At 70.0% G+C, this 15,875-nt stretch carries 14 protein-coding genes; 5 read left to right on the forward strand and 9 right to left on the reverse strand.

The window, feature by feature from the left end; translation table 11 throughout:
- Nucleotides 1-128: 128 nt before the first annotated feature.
- From OWR29_RS30640 to OWR29_RS30660, 5 genes are all read left to right on the forward strand, one after another.
- On the forward strand, nucleotides 129-2,018 hold the full coding sequence (locus tag OWR29_RS30640) for a nucleoside-diphosphate sugar epimerase/dehydratase (protein WP_267566832.1): 1,890 nt from the start codon (nucleotides 129-131) through the stop codon (nucleotides 2,016-2,018).
- Between the two features lie 9 nt (nucleotides 2,019-2,027).
- Nucleotides 2,028-3,284, forward strand: coding sequence for a nucleotide sugar dehydrogenase (locus OWR29_RS30645; protein ID WP_267566833.1), 1,257 nt, complete (start codon nucleotides 2,028-2,030; stop codon nucleotides 3,282-3,284).
- Nucleotides 3,281-3,973, forward strand: coding sequence for a sugar transferase (locus OWR29_RS30650; RefSeq protein WP_267566834.1), 693 nt, complete (start codon nucleotides 3,281-3,283; stop codon nucleotides 3,971-3,973). Before OWR29_RS30645 ends, OWR29_RS30650 begins: the two co-directional genes overlap by 4 nt.
- A gap of 157 nt (nucleotides 3,974-4,130) precedes the next feature.
- Nucleotides 4,131-5,084 (forward strand): aspartate aminotransferase family protein, encoded by a 954-nt coding sequence (locus OWR29_RS30655; protein ID WP_267566835.1) that lies wholly within the window; start codon nucleotides 4,131-4,133, stop codon nucleotides 5,082-5,084.
- 33 nt (nucleotides 5,085-5,117) lie between these two features.
- Nucleotides 5,118-5,681: a GNAT family N-acetyltransferase gene (locus OWR29_RS30660; RefSeq protein ID WP_267566836.1), complete on the forward strand. Its 564-nt coding sequence runs from the start codon at nucleotides 5,118-5,120 to the stop codon at nucleotides 5,679-5,681.
- A gap of 7 nt (nucleotides 5,682-5,688) precedes the next feature.
- Here OWR29_RS30660 and OWR29_RS30665 read toward each other — a convergent pair whose 3' ends face one another.
- The 9 genes from OWR29_RS30665 to OWR29_RS30705 form a co-directional block, all read right to left on the reverse strand.
- Nucleotides 5,689-6,807 (reverse strand): amidase, encoded by a 1,119-nt coding sequence (locus OWR29_RS30665; protein ID WP_267566837.1) that lies wholly within the window; start codon nucleotides 6,805-6,807, stop codon nucleotides 5,689-5,691.
- Nucleotides 6,808-6,821: 14 nt separating this feature from the next.
- Nucleotides 6,822-7,040: a hypothetical protein gene (locus OWR29_RS30670; protein WP_267566838.1), complete on the reverse strand. Its 219-nt coding sequence runs from the start codon at nucleotides 7,038-7,040 to the stop codon at nucleotides 6,822-6,824.
- 82 nt (nucleotides 7,041-7,122) lie between these two features.
- Entirely contained in the window at nucleotides 7,123-8,127 is a 1,005-nt protein-coding gene (locus OWR29_RS30675) for a GNAT family N-acetyltransferase (RefSeq protein WP_267566839.1), read from the reverse strand.
- A 2-nt stretch (nucleotides 8,128-8,129) separates the two neighbouring features.
- The gene (locus OWR29_RS30680; protein WP_267566840.1) at nucleotides 8,130-9,359 is read right to left on the reverse strand and encodes an FAD-dependent monooxygenase; all 1,230 of its coding nucleotides are present in this window, start codon (nucleotides 9,357-9,359) and stop codon (nucleotides 8,130-8,132) included.
- A 9-nt stretch (nucleotides 9,360-9,368) separates the two neighbouring features.
- Entirely contained in the window at nucleotides 9,369-10,382 is a 1,014-nt protein-coding gene (locus OWR29_RS30685; protein ID WP_267566841.1) for a GNAT family N-acetyltransferase, read from the reverse strand.
- Entirely contained in the window at nucleotides 10,379-11,506 is a 1,128-nt protein-coding gene (locus OWR29_RS30690) for a hypothetical protein (RefSeq protein WP_267566842.1), read from the reverse strand. The genes OWR29_RS30685 and OWR29_RS30690 overlap by 4 nt, the downstream gene beginning before the upstream one ends.
- Complete coding sequence (locus tag OWR29_RS30695; protein ID WP_267566843.1) at nucleotides 11,503-12,705, reverse strand: O-antigen ligase family protein; 1,203 nt, start codon at nucleotides 12,703-12,705, stop codon at nucleotides 11,503-11,505. Before OWR29_RS30695 ends, OWR29_RS30690 begins: the two co-directional genes overlap by 4 nt.
- On the reverse strand, nucleotides 12,702-14,033 hold the full coding sequence (locus OWR29_RS30700; protein ID WP_267566844.1) for a lipopolysaccharide biosynthesis protein: 1,332 nt from the start codon (nucleotides 14,031-14,033) through the stop codon (nucleotides 12,702-12,704). The genes OWR29_RS30695 and OWR29_RS30700 overlap by 4 nt, the downstream gene beginning before the upstream one ends.
- Entirely contained in the window at nucleotides 14,026-15,873 is a 1,848-nt protein-coding gene (locus OWR29_RS30705; RefSeq protein ID WP_324291282.1) for a tyrosine-protein kinase domain-containing protein, read from the reverse strand. The genes OWR29_RS30700 and OWR29_RS30705 overlap by 8 nt, the downstream gene beginning before the upstream one ends.
- Between the last annotated feature and the right edge of the window lie 2 nt (nucleotides 15,874-15,875).

The raw sequence follows: 15,875 nt of genomic DNA on the forward strand, positions 1-15,875 counted from the left end.
CTGTATTCATTTCGGCCCTCCTGGCACGCTCGATGCCGCAGGCGGAACAAACATATCTCGCCACTTTCCTGATGCCCATTCCTCGGCTCGTGCAGGAATCGTGGGGTGTCGCGCGCAAGGAGGAAAGCATGCAGCTGAGGAGTGCGGCGCCGCCCGAGGGCGCCGACGACGCGGGGGCTCGATGGCCGGGCGTGCGATGGACCCATTCGATCCTGTTCGGCCGCTCCGCCCGGGCCGGCGTCGACGCGCTCGCGCTCGCCCTCGCGCTGCTGATCGCCGCGGTGCTGCGCCACGACGGTGACGTCGCCCAGGTGTCGCTGAGCGGCGTGCTGGTGCTCGCGGCGGCCGGGGCTGTCGTCCACACCCTGGTCGGGCTGCGCTTCGGCCTCTACACCGGCCGATGGGCGTACGGCTGCTTCGAGGAGATCGCGGCGCTGGCCAAGACCGCGGCGATCACCACACCGGTTCTGTTCGTGCTCGACACGCTGTTCGGCCGGCTCGTGCCGCGGTCGGCCATCATCGCGTCCGGCCTGATCGCGCTCGTTCTCGCCGCGGGGGTGCGGTATTCCGTACGGCTGACCCGCGACCAACGGCTGCGGCCCTCACCGGCCCAGGGCGGCCGGGTCGTGGTGATGGGCGCCGGGGAAGGCGCGACCCAGGTCGTCCGGGCCATGCTGCGCGACCCGGCCAGCCCGTACGTGCCGGTCGCCCTGCTCGACGACGACCCGGCCAAGCGCACCCTGCAGATCATGGGCGTGCCGGTGGCCGGCACCCGCCGCGCGCTGGCCGACGTGGTGCGCCGCTACGAAGCCGACATCGTGCTCATCGCCATCCCCAGCGCGGGCGCCGACCTGGTGCGCGAGCTGACCGACCTGGCCGCCCCGGCCGGCGTCGAGGTGAAGGTCGTGCCGCCGGTGGTCGAACTGTTCGGGCGCACGGTCAGCGTGGGCGACATCCGCCCGGTCAGCCACGCCGACCTGCTCGGCCGGCGCGAGATCGGCATCGACCTGCGGGCCATCGCCGGCTACCTCACCGGGCGCCGGGTCCTGGTCACCGGGGCGGGCGGGTCGATCGGCTCCGAGTTGTGCCGCCAGCTGAGCCGTTTCGACCCGGCCGCCCTGGTCATGCTCGACCGCGACGAGTCCGGCCTGCACGCCGTCCAGCTCTCGATGGACGGCCGGGGCCTGCTCGACGACCGCAACCTGGTCGTGGCCGACATCCGCGACCAGCAGCGCCTCGACGAGGTCTTCGCCGAGCACCGCCCGCAGGTCGTTTTTCACGCGGCCGCCCTCAAACACCTGCCGCTGCTCGAGATGCACCCGTCCGAAGCCCTCAAGACCAACATCATCGGTACGTACCAGATCCTGCAGACCGCGCTCCGGCACGGCGTCGAACGGCTGGTCAACATCTCGACCGACAAGGCGGCCGACCCGGGCAGCGTGCTCGGCTACTCCAAGCGCATCACCGAGCGGCTGACCGCCGCGGCCGACGAGTCCGGCGACGGCACGTTCTGCAGCGTCCGCTTCGGCAACGTGCTCGGCAGCCGCGGGTCGGTGCTCACCGCCTTCGCCGCCCAGGTCGAATCGGGCGGCCCGATCACCGTCACCGACCCCGAGGTGTCGCGCTACTTCATGACCGTGCAAGAGGCGGTACGCCTGGTCGTGCAGGCCGGCGCGCTCGACAGCGCGGGCGAGGTGCTGGTGCTCGACATGGGCGAGCCGGTGCGCATCGCCGACGTGGCCCGCCGCCTGGCCGACGCGGCCGACCGGCACATCTCCATCGTCTACACGGGTCTGCGGCCCGGCGAGAAGATGCACGAGAGCCTGTTCGGCGCGCACGAGCCCGACCGCCGCCCGAACCATCCGCTCATCTCGCAGGTGCCGGTGCCGCCGCTCGACGGGGCCGCGCTCTCCCTGCTCATCCCGACGGCCCAGCGGCAAGAGCTGATCGCCGTCATGCGCTGGCTGGCCGAGAGCCCGGCGCTGTCCGTCGCCCGTCCGTACTTGAAAGCCAGCTGAGGAGCGGCCATGCGGGTTGTCATCGTCGGTCAGGGCTACGTGGGGCTGCCGCTGGCCGTCCGCGCGGCCCAGGTCGGGCACAGCGTCGTCGGCTTCGACGTCGACGACGAACGAGTCAAACGGCTCGCCGCGGGCGAGTCCTACGTGGACGACATCTCGTCGGCCGAACTGCGCGAACTGCTCGATGCCGGCTCTTTCCAACCGTCGTCCGATGCACGTTCGTGCGCGGGTTTCGACGTAGCGGTCATCGCCGTGCCGACACCACTGCGCGAAGGTACGCCTGACCTGGAATACATCGAGGAGTCGGCGCGCACCCTCGCTCGCTACCTGCGACCGGGCGCGACAGTGGCGCTCGAGTCGACCACGTACCCGGGCACGACGACCGATCTGGTGGCGCCGCTGCTCGAGGAGGGCTCCGGGCTGATCGCCGGCGCCGACTTCTACCTGGGCTACAGCCCCGAGCGCATCGACCCGGGCAACCGCGAATGGTCGCTGGCGACGACGCCCAAGGTGGTGTCCGGGGTCAACCCGGCGTCTCTGGAACGGATCGACGCCTTCTACTCGTCGGTGGTCGACAAGACGGTGCCGGTGTCCGACCCGGCCGTGGCCGAACTGGCCAAGCTGCTCGAGAACACCTTCCGGCACGTGAACATCGCGCTCGTCAACGAACTGGCCGTGTTCGCGCACGACCTGGGCATCGACGTGTGGGAGGCGATCGACGCCGCGTCCTCCAAGCCGTTCGGCTATCTGCGGTTCGTGCCCGGGCCCGGCGTGGGCGGCCACTGCCTGCCGATCGACCCGTCCTACCTGTCGTGGCGGGTGCAGCGCACGCTCGGGCAGAGCTTCCGCTTCGTCGAGCTGGCCAACGACATCAACAACCACATGCCCGATTACGTCGTACGGCGTCTGGTGGCGGCCCTGAACGAGCGGCGGAAACCGGTCAACGGCTCCACGATCTTGCTGCTCGGCCTGGCCTACAAGAAGAACAGCGGCGACGCTCGCGAGTCGCCGGCCCGCCGCGTCGCGTCCCTGCTGCTCGACATGGGCGCGGAAGTGCGCGCGGCCGACCCCCATGTCGTCGAGGACGCGCAAGTCGACCGGCGTGTCGTGCGCGTGTCGCTCACTTCCGAAGAGCTCGCCGCGGCCGACGCGGTGGTGCTGCTGGCCGATCACGACCGGTTCGACCTCGACCAGGTCACGGCCCATTCCTCGTACGTGCTGGACACCCGCCGCCGCCTGACCGGACCGAACGTGGAGACGATGTGAGACTTCTCTGGGGTTTCCTGCAGCAGTTGGTGGCCGCCGTCGCGCTGGTGCTGTTGTCGCCGGTGATCCTGGGGGTGGCGCTGTGGATCCGGATCGCCGACGGCCCTGGTGTCCTGTTTGCGCAAGACCGCGCAGGGTTGCGCGGTAAGCCGTTCAAGATGCTCAAGTTCCGCTCGATGGTGCACAACTCTGTCGCCTTGAGCGCGCAGCTGGGCATCGACGACCCGTTCGGCTTGGTCGAGAACGACCCGCGCATCACCCGGTGCGGCCGCTTCCTGCGCCGGACGTCGCTCGACGAGCTGCCCCAGCTGCTCAACGTGCTGGCCGGCCAGATGCTGCTGGTCGGCCCCCGCCCCGACGTGCTGCCGCAGGTGGCGAACTATTCGGCTGAGGACGCCCGCCGCCTGGAGGTGAAGCCCGGCATCACCGGCTGGGCCCAGGTCAACGGCCGCGACGACATCGACTGGCCGCAACGCTTCATCCTCGACCGCTGGTACGTCGACAACTGGTCGCCGCTGCTCGACCTGCGCATCATCGCCCGCACCTTCACCGACCTCCACCGAGGCGAGCCCCCCGTCCACGTCGACACCTTGAACATCGACCGATCCCGCCCCGCCGACACCGTCCCCCTGACAGTCCCCACCCCGCGCGAACCCGAACGTGCACAGGACGCGCAACGTGCGGCCTGAAACCGCCACACCCGCGCGAGGCGAGATGGTTCGGCTTGCGCGGCGGGAGATCGGGTCGGAGTTTCACTGGGACCCGGCCGTTCTGCTCAATGGGGAGCAGGGCGGCCGCATGGGCTTTGCCGGCGGGCATCGGCTGTTCGCTACCGGATGCGGAGCTATGAGCGCGCTCTTGCGGCGGCTCGGGCGGCCGGGGCGGCTGCACGTTCCGTCGTTCTTCTGCATGGGTGTGGCCGAGGCGCTCGGCAAGGACATGCCGTTGGCGTGGTACCGGCATCTGCCGGATGGGCGCGGTCCGCGGTGGGAGACGCTGCGGGCCGATCCTGGGGACGTCGTGCTGGCGCAGAACCTGTTCGGGCGCGAGGACGGCGCGGCTTGGCGGGAGTGGATCGCCGCGCATCCGGACGTGACGGTGCTCGAGGATCACTCGCACGATCCGTTCGGGCCGTGGGCCGAGAGCAGCACGGCCGCCTACGCCGTGGCCTCGCTCCGGAAGACACTGCCGGTTCCTGACGGAGCAGTTCTGTGGTCGCCGCAGGGTCTTGAAGTGCCGGTGCCGTCGGGGCCTGCCAACGAGGGCAGCCACCTGAAGCTGGCGGCCATGCTGCTCAAAGCGGCCTGGCTCGACGGCTACCCGATCCCCAAGGAGAAGTTTCGCGCGCTTCAGCAGCAGGGCGAGCAGACGTTGCTGGGCAGTGACGCTCCGCCCAGTGCCTTCACCGCTGCCGTGCTTCCACTCCTCGACATCGCGGGCATTCGCGCCGCCGGCACCCGCAACGTCCGCGCCTTGGAAACGCTGCTTCACGCTTCACTCGACAGTTCGCCTGACGTTTTGTGCGCGACGTTGAGCGGGCGTGGTGGGGCACCGTTTCGGGTGCAGGTGTTCTGTGACTCCGAGAGCGAGCGAGACCGGCTGCTGGCTCGGCTGGCGGCGGGTGGGATCTTCGCGCCCGTGCACTGGCGGCAGGATCGCGAGGCCTTCTGGAGCGGGGATGACGAAGCGGCGGCGTGGGCTGGGCGCATTCTCACGTTGCCGGTTGACCACCGGTGCGGGGCGGGCGAGGTGCATCGGATGGTGGAGGCCGTGTCGGACGCCGTGCGGGCGGGTGTGTGAAGATCGGGGGCGGCCACGCGGAGGGAGCCCTCGATGTCTGAGTTGGACGGCTACGGCAAGTCGGTGCTGGAAGGTGACCTGGTGCGGTTGCGGGCGCTGCGGGACGACGACCTTCCGCGGCTGGTCGAGTGGTGGAACGACCCCGACACCATGGTTCTGCAGCAGTACACGGTGCTTCCGACGCCGGAGGCGGGCACGGTCGAGATGTTCCGCAACTGGAGCCTCAACAAGCCCGAGACCGGCGTCGGTCTCAGCGTCGAGACGCACGAGGGCGAGCTGGTCGGCCATGTGGCCCTGTTCGGCATCAAGCCACGCACCCGCATCGCCACGCTGGCCATCATTCTCGGCGCGCCGCACACCAGCCGCGGCTACGGCTCCGACGCGGTCAAGGTGGCCGTGCGGTACGCGTTCGACGAGATGGCCGTCAACAAGGTCGAGCTGCAGGTGTGGTCGTTCAACCCGCGGGCCCGCCGGGTCTACGAGAAGGCCGGCTTCGTCCAGGAGGGCCGCCGCCGGGCCGCCACCTTCCACCGGGGCGCCTTCCACGACGAAATCCTCATGGGCATCCTCCGCGACGACTACGAGCGCGCCGGCTGAAAGACGACTACGAGCGCGCCGCCGGCTGAAGTACGCCTTCCAAGGCGAGGCCGGTCGCGCACAGCAGTTCCTCGCCGTTCATTGGCCCCACCAGCTGCAGGCTGACCGGCGCCGGGCCGGGCGACGGCACCGGCAGGGCCAGAGCAGGCACGCCGGCCAGGTTGAACGGCGCGGTCAGCTGGGTCAGCGGGAAGCGCGCGAAGTCGGTCAACGGCGGGGGAGAGGCCACCAGGGTCGGCAGGGCCAGCACGTCCACGAGAGTGAGCGCCGAAGTCACCTCCGCCTGCCACGCCGTACGAGCGGTCAATGCCTTGGCCAGGCGCTGCGGTGAGACGTCGCGGGCCGCGTGCAGGGCGCCGGCGACGAAGTCGCTCAGCCCGTCGGCGTCGAGCAGGGCGTGGTGCGCCTGCCACAGCTCGCCCAGGATGATCGCGTCGAGGGGCTCGTAGGTGTCGTCCCAACCCGGCAGCCGCACCTCGCGGACGGTGAGCCCGGCCTCGTCCAGGGCGCTGTCGACGGCGTCCTCGACCGCGCTGTCGACGCCCTCGACGCGCAGCCGCCCGACCACCCGGGCCGGCGCCGGCAGCGAGCCCCACGCGGGATCGAGCAGCCGCATGCCGTCGACGACCCCGGCCACGTCCCGGGCCAGCGGCCCCACGACGTCCAGGCTGGGCGCCAGCGGCCACACCCCGCCCAGCGGCACCCGGCCCCACGTCGTCTTCAGCCCGGCGATCCCGCAGCAGGCGGCCGGGATCCGCACCGAACCGCCGGTGTCGGTGCCCAGTCCCACGTCCGCCTCGCCGGTGGCCACCGCGACCGCCGATCCGCTCGACGATCCGCCGGGAATCAGCAATGGTGCGAGAGGGTTCACCGGCGTACCGAAAATCGCATTGTCACCCACCGGGCTGACACACATCTCGGTGAGCGTGGTCTTGCCGACGATGGTCGCCGCGGCCGCTCTAACCCCGGCCAGGCACTCGGCGTCCGCCTTGGCCGCCGCGGCCCGGTCCCGGACCACGGCCGAACCGGCGGTGGTGACGACCCCGGCCACGTCGATGGCGTCCTTGACCGCGACGCGCAGCCCTGGTGACGCCGGGGAAGGGAAGCGGGTGATCCAGGCCGACATGCGCCGACCATACGTCACCAGTCGTGGGCCAGGCGCCACTCGCTTCGGGGCAGCACGGCGAAGCGTTCATCGCCGGTCGGTAGGCGGCCGAGAGCTTCCTCGATGGCCTTGGCGCGGCTGCGGCGGGCCGGCAGACCGGGATGGCGGGGGACCTCGCCGATGACCTGCCAGGTGTCCGCGCCGACCTCGCGCAGCACGACGTACACCTGCGGTGGCCGGGCTTGTGTGTCCATCCGTCCATCATGGCCGCCGGGAGCGCCCGCCGGCTCGGGGCGGAGCCGGCGGGCGATGGGAACCGCTGAAGCAGCGGCCGGACTAGCGGTAGGGCGGGAAGCGGCCGGTCAGTGACTCGGGTGTCGGCGTACCGGCCAGTTTTTCGAACGCTCGCACGTCGGTCACGACCCGCCAGGTGTGGAACGGCTGGCGGCCGGCGGCGAACTGGGACTTGTAGCGGAACAGCGAATCGGCCGAGCCTCCGACACCGCCACCGAGGTGGTACACCTTGTTGCCCCGCGCGTGTCCCCACGTACGGACCTCGTGGTACAGCAGTTTGTCGGCGTAGTGGATCGGCGCCTCGGCGGTGGACTGCAGATGGGTGTGCATCATTCCGCCGTACTCGAAGAAGAGGTTTCCCCCGAGCACCCGGCCGTCGAGAACGGCGACCGCGAGGTGGGCGTGGTCGCGCAGGGCGGTGCGCAACCTCCCGAAGAAATCGTTGCTGAAGAAGTAAAACTCAGATGCTCGGACCCGCTGCATGGTGGCGTGGTACGTATCGATCCACGCGTCGAACAGCGACCAGTCGTCGAACACGATCCGCACGCCGGCCCGCTTGGCCTTGTTGATCTGGTTGCGGTGGCTGCGGTGCGTCTGCGACCAGATCTCGTCCAGGCTGAGCGTCAGGTCGATCGACACCGTGTCGCCGTGATTCACCAGCGTCCCCGCCGATTCCAGGGCGGACGGGAACAGGGGCAGCAGCGGGTGCAGGCGGGCGAACACCGTCACCACGCCCTCCGTGCACAGCAACTCGCTCATCGCTCCGGCCGCGCGCGACCAGAAGGCCGCGCCATCGCTGCCGACGGGGCCCGGATATCCGTACGGGGAGGTCGCGTCCTGCAGGTCGGTGTCGGGAACCGGCCTCAGCAGCAGGGGGACCAGCAGGACGCGTCCCGCCTCGGAGTATCGGAAGGCCACCGGAGTTCCGCCGGTCAGGCCGGCGTCGAGCCGCACGTACTCGGGAACGTGGTAGATGTCGTGCCGGACCCGGCTCAGTGCCTCCGTCCATGCCGGGTCCTGGGGTGACAGCAGTGCGGCATCGGCCATAGTCAACCTCCTGTCGGTAATGGCGCCGCCCGGGCGGCCGGCGCGGTCGGGGCGACGCCGGGGCGGCGGCGGGCCCTCGTCCATCGGCGTGCGCTCAGCGCCCAGCGGAGCAGGGCGCGAGGCACCGCCTGTTGCGTAGCACGGTGCAGCAGGTAGCGCCACAGTGGATACTCACCGCGGCGGTCGGAAAGCGCGTACGAGAAACGGATCGACGGCAGGGCGGCGTAGTCGGGCATCCGCTCGAACCATTCGCTGCTGGCCAGCGCCGCCCGTTGCAGCGGAGCGAGGGCGGCCCGGCGTCGGTGCTCGTACTTCTCCAGGGCGGGCGCCAGCTCACCACCGGCGGCCAGCGCGTCGGCCAGCGCCATCGCGTCCTGCATCGCGAGCTTGGTGCCCGATCCGATGGCGAAGTGCGTGGTGTGGGCGGCGTCGCCCATCAGCACCACGTTGCCGTTGTCCCAGCGCTCGTTGGTGACCCGGCGGAAGTTCATCCACCCGGTGCCGCCGGAGTCGGCCCGGTGGTCGACCAGCCGCTGCCCGTCCAGGTGGGCGGCGAAGATGGTCTCGAGCCGGGCGCAGCCGGCCGCCGCGTCGAGCCGGTCGAGTTCGAGGCCGGCCCAGGTGGCTGGGGTGCACTCGACGATGAACGTGCTCGTCGAAGAGTCGAACGGGTAGGCGTGGAACCAGATCCAGCCGGCGTGGGTGCGCTCGAACCCGAACGTGAAGGTGCGGAAGACGTGCGACGTGCCCAGCCAGATGTATTTGTTGCCGCCATAGGCGACGGAAGTTCCGAAGTGTCCGGCATCAAGCGATCGCACTGCACTGCCCGCACCGTCGGCCGCCACGATCAGGTCTGCGCCCGAAATGTCTGCCTCGGAAGCGGACCATCGCACGTCCACGCCCAAGGAAAGCGCCCGCGCCTCCAGGATCGACAGCAGCTTGTGCCGCCCCAGGCTGAAGCCGTAACCCGCGAGGTGGGTCACCGACTTGCCGGTGGCCCGGACCTCGTACTCGTCCCATTGACAGGCTGCGTCCCAGATCTGGCGGGCGCTCACCGGATCGTACGAGAAAAGGTCGTCGAGCAGGTCGTCCCAGAACACGACCCCCCACCCGTAGGTGACCCCGCGCGGATTGCGTTCCAGCACGGTGACCTCGTGCGCGGGGTCGGCGAGCTTCGCCAGCACCGCGAAGTACAGTCCGGCGGGCCCGCCGCCGACACAAGTGATCCGCATGGCGTGCTCCTAACGGTAGGGCGGGAAGGTGCCGGACTCGGCGGTGTCACGGCCGGCGGCTGAGACCAGATCGTCGTACGCCATCCGATCGCTCACCACGCGCCAGGTGTGGAACGGATGCCGGCGTGGCGAGAACCCGGCCTTGTACGAGAACAGCGAGTCCTGCTCGCCGCCCTTGCCCCCGCCGAGGTGGAAGACCGTGTCGCCGCGGGCCTTGCACCAGCGCCGCACCTCGTCGTAGAGCAGTTCGTCGGCGTACCGCTTGGGCGCCCGTCGCGTCGATGAGACGTACCCGGTGGCGATGCCGTCGTGCTCGAAGAACGTGTTGCCCCCGACCACTTCGCCGTCCTCGAGCGCCACGGCCAAGTGCATGCGGTCGCCCATCGTGTCGTGCATGGCGGCCAGGTGCTCGCGGCTGAAGAAGTAGTAGCCGGACGCCCCGACCCGCCGCATGTTGTCGTGGTAGACCTCGACCCACTCGTCGAGCCGGTCCCAGTCGTCGAAGACCACCTCGGTGCCGGCCCGCCGCGCACGGTTGATGTGGTTGCGGTGGTCGCTGCGGGTCTGCTTCCACATCTCGTCCAGGCTCACCGTCAGGTCCATCGAGACGGTCTCGCCGTGGTGCACCATCGTGCCGAAGCGGGCCAGCAGCGGCAGCGGCGCCGGCAGCAGCGGGTGCATGCGGACGAACGCGGTGACGATGCCCCCGTCGCGCAGCGTCTCGAGCATGGCCGCGCAGGCGCGCTCCCAGAAGTCGCGGTCGCCGGGCATCGCGTCGCTGATCGGGCCCGGATAGCCGTACGGGGAAATGGCGTCCCGCAGACCCGTGCCCGGGATCTCGCGCAGAATCAGGGGCAGAAGCAGTTGGCGGTTGCCGTCGGAATACCAGAAGGCGGCGGGCGACCCGGAGTACAGCGCCGCGTCCAGCGTCACGTAACCGGGCAGGTGATAGGTGTCGTGCCGGGCGCGGTGCAGGGCCTCCTTCCATTCCCGGGCCGCCGGTCCCACGAGCGCTGCGGTCATTTTCTGGCTCCTAAGATGAAGGCGTTGAGGGCCATGTTGGCGGCAAATTGATCGTTGACAACGCGGTGGCTTTCCAACCTTTGCTGTACGCCGGGGTCGGACCGGCCGAGCTTGACGAACCCGTCCGAGAACCACCCGTTGTCGTTGCCGCTGCCGTCCACATAGGCCTTGTACGTGGTGCCGCCCGGCCACACGACCCGGGTCAGCAGGCGTGAGAAGGCCGCGAGGTCGGCCTTGGTCCAGGTGGTGCCGCGGTCGCGGGCCTCCACCACGTACGCCATGACTCCGTTGCCGTGGCTGACGTCCTGACCCGGTCGCGCGGCCGAACCCCAGACGTCGCTCCAGAAGTAGGCGGTGGGCTCGACCGGGTTGCGGCGCATCTGCTGGCGCAGCCCGCCGCCGTGCCCGGGCACGTGCTGGTCGACGTCGGCGACAACCGTGAGGTACCGCTGTTTGCGGCCGGCGTCGGTCGTCACGCGGGACAGGTTCGAAGCGATGAGCGCCCAGTGCGCCGTCATGTGCGTGCGTTCCCGATAGATCGTGTCCTCGGGGCCGCGCGAATGCCATTTCTCGAAGATGTGCTTCTCGGCGAACGACAGCAGGCGGTCGTACCGGCTTCGGTAGCTCGGGTTCGCGTACACGGAAGGGTTTTCCCGCATCGCCACGAGCAGAGCCGTTCCGTACCGCCAGAAATAGCTCTCGTAAAGCGGAACCTCGTCGCCTTCCTCCTGGGCCGAGGTCCAGCCCAGAAAGCCGCCGCGCATCGTGCTGGCCGAGGCCACGACGTTCTCGACGAATTGCAAGGCGCGGTCGAGATAGCGGCGTTCGCCGGTGGCCCGGAACATGGCTACGCAAGCGTCGACCGTGTACGAGAGTTCGTAGTGGTCCCAGCTGTCGGCCGACCGGCTCAGCGGCAGCCCGACCTCGGCCGTGTAGTTCCAGCCGCGCAGATAGACGCCCGCCCAGTAGCTGACCGGCTTGAGCTCGGCCGCCGTCATCCTCGTCTCGGGCTCGGCCGGCAGCGGGCTCAACGCCGCGGTCGTGTCCTCCTTCGGCGTGGTGCAGGCGGCCACCGATCCGACCGCCGCCAGCAGCAGCACGCGCCGACTGATGCGCGCGGTCATACCGGCACCTCCTCGCGGACGCGGGCCGGCACCGTGGCCGCGGCGGCCGCCATCGCGGCGAACATCCAGGCCAGGCGCGAGTCGTAGTAGTCGCCGGAGAACAGGCTGCTGAGCCCGACGAAGACGGCGGCCGCGACGGCCAGGCCGGTCAGCTGGGGGCGGTGGCCGCCACCGCGTACGGTCGTGGTCCACAGAAGGATGGCCGCGGCGAGCAGTCCGATCCCGATCAGGCCGCCCTCGGCCGCCACCCCGAGCACATAGTTGTGCGGGTACTCGACGATCTGGTTGACGCCGATCAGCCCGTAGAAGCCGTCCAGCCCGGCCCCGGCCAGGGGATGCTCGACGGCGAGCCGCCATGCCGCGGCCCAGATGTCGGTGCGGTCGGAGAGATAACGGTCCTGCACCGTCTGCTCGACGAAGCGTTCCTGGAACAGGTTGGTGAACGCGGGCGGCGCGAAGGCCCAGATCGTGGCCACGGCGACGGTGACGAAGGCGAGCGCGCCGGCGATCGCCCCGGGGTGCAGCTTGCGGCGGATCTTGAACAGCGCGACCGCTCCGACGGCGGCGCCGGCCAGCAGTCCGGCCCTCGATCCGGACAGTACGGCGGCCAGGCCGAACAGCGGCGTGGCGAGCAGCGGCAGCAAGCGGCGGGTGAACAGGGCCAGCGCCACCGCGCTGATGATGCCGAGGATTTCGATGCGCACGAACACATTCGGGCCGCCGCCGAACGCCGAGTAGCGCCCCTGCTCGCCCGGGCCGTTGATGAACAGGGCGGCCAGCGCGAAGATGATCGCGGCGATGTAGAACAGCAGAAACGCTGTACGCACGACCGCGTCGGGGTCCCCCACGGCGTACACGTAAAAAGCGACGACCAGCGCGCCCATCAAGACCAGATCGAGGGTCTGCGGCCCGACCCGCGAGGCCGGCGGCGCCCACAGGGCCGAGGCGATCTGGAACAGGAAGAACAGCATCGTGGCGACGAGCCAGCCCTCCTTCCTGGTCTGCAGAGACGGGTGCGGGCGTCGGGCCACGTCGACGATCAGGACGGCCAGCGCCACCAGCAGGCCCACCACGCGCAGATCGACCCAGGCCAGATCGGGGTAGCCGGCCCGGTCGAGCGTGAACCGGCCGCCGATCGCCACCACGATCAGGATCAGGCCGGGCGCCAGAAAGACCCGCGGCGTGCGCAGCCAGCTCATTCCCGGTCAGCCTCTCGTTCCGGCGACAGGTGGTTGGCGGCGCTTCGCTCAGGTGACAGGTGGTTGGCGGCTAGTGCGAACAGCAGGCACGAGCCGTAGCCGATGAGCGAACCGTAGGCGGCGCCCAGGATGCCGAACGGCGGAATGAGCGTGATGTACGCGACGAAGCTGACCACGAAGCCGGTGATCTCGGCCGCCGAGACCAGGCTGCCGCGCCCCTTGGCGATCAGCAGGCCGAGGGTGACGCGGGAGATCGCGTACAGGCCGGCCGCCGCGACCAGCGGCACCACGACCGCCTTGGCCGGGGCGTAATCGGCGCCGAAGACCGGAACGATGAACAGGTACAGGCCGCCGGCGGCAATAGGCGCCACAACCGCGCAGTAAACGAACACTCCGAGCAGGATCGGACGGGTCGGCAGTGCCCCGTCCTGGTGAGCCCGGCGCCATTTGCCCAGCCGCGCATCGGCGTACGCGCGAATCGGCCACGCCAGAAGCTCGGTCATCGTGGCCACGGCGGTGTAGAGGCCGAGCGCCGACGTCGAGGCGAGCGCCGGCAGGGCCAGGCGGTCCGAGCGCAGCATCGCCATGTTCGAGATGGCGGCGGGGAAAAGAGCCAGACCTTCCCGGCGTACGAGGCGGTTGTGGTCGGGTGTCTCGTCGCCCGGTGGAGCCGGCCGACGCAGCCACAGCACGATGTAGACGGCCGTGGGCAGGAGCCCGGCGATGAGGTACGCGACGATCCACAGCGCGGGCGTGGTCGTGTCGGCCGCATAGAGAACGACCAGCAGACCGAGCAGCAGCAACGCCTCCACGACGCGGCAGACGAGGAAGTCGCCGACCCGCCCGGCCGCGATCGCGATCGAGCGCGTGGCCAGCCCGGCCACCTCGACCAGCGTGTAGAGCGTGATCAGCCCGATCACCAGCAGGCCCGGGTTGTAGTGCTCGGGCGCGAAGACCTCGAAGCCGGCGGCCAGCGCGACACCAACCGCGCAAGGAACAATCAGAAGCTTCGCGTACGCCTTCACGGCCGCCGCCGGGGTGATCTCGTGGTAGCTGGCGACGAAGCTACGTTCGGTCCCGAGCAGCATGAACTGGGTGGCCAGATAGACCACCTGCAGCATCAGCGCCACCTCGCCGCGGTGGGCCGGGGCGAGTGCCCGCACCATGAGGATGTTGGCGACGAAGGCCACGCCCCCGGTCAGCAGCTGTGAGGCGAAGAGCTGGACGTACGACTCCCGCAGCTGCCCACCGATCCAGGCGGCCGCGCCGGGGCGTCGCTTCTCGGCGACAGCCTCGACGGCGGGGCGTTCCGCCTGGAGCTCACTCATCCTCGTCCTGCTTCTCTTGCTTTTCTTGCTTTTCTTGCTTTTCAGGCGCGTCGGCGTCCGCCGGCTTTTCCGCTACGCGGGCCTTCCCTGGGACGACTGCGGTGCCGTTGAGCGGTTTGGCCGGCCTCTCGGTCGCGTCGTCGGACGTTCGATCCGCCTTTCCCGGAAAGAGTTGGCTGCTGATGGTCCGGGGCGGTTGAGGAGCCACGGTCTCGTTGCCGTTGAGCGGCTTGGCCGGAACGGCGTCGTGGTCGGCTGTCCGGGCGTTGCGGGTGGTGAATCCGCTGGCGGGCGCCCTGACCGGGATGATTTTCTGCGTCGTGATGCCGTCGACGGGGGTGAAAGCGATCCTCTGCGTAGTGCCGCCGTCGGCGGGTTGGTGGGACTGGAAGTCGCCCGCCGTGGGTTTGCGCTGCTTCACCACGGCGCGGCCGCTCATCGGGTTGGCCGGCGGCGGGGCCGTCTCCTCCGGCTCGTCCCGCCGGCCCAGCAGCGTGGTGACCAGGCCGTCGTTGTCCAGCGGGGCGGCTCGACGCGTCTTCGCCGGGGCCGGCTCGTCGGGCAGGCGGCGCGGCAGCGCGTTGAGGACGGCCCCGACGAGCCGCGTGCCGATCCGTTCCAGCAGGTCGGTCGAGCGCTGCACATCAGCCGTACGAGTGCGGTTGGCCCGCACCACCAGCAGGGCCCCGTCGGTCACCTTGCCCAGCACCGCGGCGTCGGCCACCCCGTGCAGCGGCGGCGCGTCCACCAGCACCACATCGAAGCGGGAGGTCAGTTCGTGCACGGTCGCCGCCAGCGTCGGGGAGGCCAGCACCTGACCCGGGTCGAACCGCTTCTCACCCGGCGGCAGCACCGTCAGCCGCCCATCCAGCGGATCCCGCAGCACATCGCTCACCCGAGCCTGCCCAGCCAGCACGTCGGCCAGCCCCGGCCCGCCGTCCATGGCCAGGTAGCGCCCCACTCCCGGTGACCGCAGGTTGGCGTCGACCAGCAGCACCTTGGCCCCGGTCTCCGCGATGGCAATGGCCAAACCGCACGCAACCGCGGTCGTGCCTTCCTTGGAGTTGGCCGCCGTCAACATCAGCGAAGTGCCACGGGCGCTGCCGTTCCGCAGGCTCGGCGTCTCCGGCAGCAAACTTCGCAGCCGCCGAAACCCCTCAGCCAGAGCCGAATCCGCCTGCCCCGACCGAGCCCACCGCCCGTTGAGCGAGATGACCCCGACCGTCCCGATCCCGAGCCGGCGCAGATCGTCCTCTTCCCCGATCGTCTTACGCGTAGCCTCCCGCACCGCCACCGCAACCGCGCCGATGAGCAACCCCAGCACGGCCGAGAAGCCCACATCCCGCACGAGCGTGCCCGGCTCCTGCGTAGTGACGGCCTCCTGAGCCACCGTGATCTGCGGCGGAGGCCCATCACTGGACGCAACCGGCGGATCCAGCTTCTTGGCCAACGCCACCAAAGACGAGGTGGCGCTGGTGACCATAGTCCGGCTGCGCTCAGCCGACGGATCCTTAGCCGTGACAACAAGCAGATCGGTCCCGGCCTGCACCTCAGCCGACAGACTCTTCCGCACCTCATCGGCCGAGCCCGGATCACCCAGCTTGCCCGCCACGCTCTGCGCCACCCGAGGCCCGGTCAGCAACGCAATGTACGAGTTGAGCCGGCTCGCCTTAGCGTCCGGATCCCCAGACCCGGTAGTGACAAACAAAATCATCGACGACCGATAAGCAGGCTCACGGGTCATCGACAGCCCGGCCGCCGCCCCCACAGCCAGCAACACCGGCAGCAAGATCCAAAGCCATCGACGCCGACAGGCCCGAACGTATTCGCGCAGTTCCACGC

The sequence above is a fragment of the Paractinoplanes pyxinae genome (assembly GCF_026626335.1).
In the GTDB taxonomy this organism is placed as follows: Bacteria; Actinomycetota; Actinomycetes; order Mycobacteriales; family Micromonosporaceae; genus Actinoplanes; species Actinoplanes pyxinae.

What these genes read in the sequence shown, in the direction of transcription:
- OWR29_RS30675 (WP_267566839.1), bottom strand. Translation starts at nt 8,127, where the DNA reads ATGGCCGATGCCGCACTGCTGTCACCCCAGGACCCGGCATGGACGGAG.
- OWR29_RS30640 (WP_267566832.1), top strand. Translation starts at nt 129, where the DNA reads ATGCAGCTGAGGAGTGCGGCGCCGCCCGAGGGCGCCGACGACGCGGGG.
- OWR29_RS30690 (WP_267566842.1), bottom strand. Translation starts at nt 11,506, where the DNA reads ATGACCGCGCGCATCAGTCGGCGCGTGCTGCTGCTGGCGGCGGTCGGA.
- OWR29_RS30680 (WP_267566840.1), bottom strand. Translation starts at nt 9,359, where the DNA reads ATGCGGATCACTTGTGTCGGCGGCGGGCCCGCCGGACTGTACTTCGCG.
- OWR29_RS30700 (WP_267566844.1), bottom strand. Translation starts at nt 14,033, where the DNA reads ATGAGTGAGCTCCAGGCGGAACGCCCCGCCGTCGAGGCTGTCGCCGAG.
- OWR29_RS30685 (WP_267566841.1), bottom strand. Translation starts at nt 10,382, where the DNA reads ATGACCGCAGCGCTCGTGGGACCGGCGGCCCGGGAATGGAAGGAGGCC.
- OWR29_RS30660 (WP_267566836.1), top strand. Translation starts at nt 5,118, where the DNA reads ATGTCTGAGTTGGACGGCTACGGCAAGTCGGTGCTGGAAGGTGACCTG.
- OWR29_RS30695 (WP_267566843.1), bottom strand. Translation starts at nt 12,705, where the DNA reads ATGAGCTGGCTGCGCACGCCGCGGGTCTTTCTGGCGCCCGGCCTGATC.
- OWR29_RS30670 (WP_267566838.1), bottom strand. Translation starts at nt 7,040, where the DNA reads ATGGACACACAAGCCCGGCCACCGCAGGTGTACGTCGTGCTGCGCGAG.
- OWR29_RS30655 (WP_267566835.1), top strand. Translation starts at nt 4,131, where the DNA reads ATGAGCGCGCTCTTGCGGCGGCTCGGGCGGCCGGGGCGGCTGCACGTT.
- OWR29_RS30665 (WP_267566837.1), bottom strand. Translation starts at nt 6,807, where the DNA reads ATGTCGGCCTGGATCACCCGCTTCCCTTCCCCGGCGTCACCAGGGCTG.
- OWR29_RS30645 (WP_267566833.1), top strand. Translation starts at nt 2,028, where the DNA reads ATGCGGGTTGTCATCGTCGGTCAGGGCTACGTGGGGCTGCCGCTGGCC.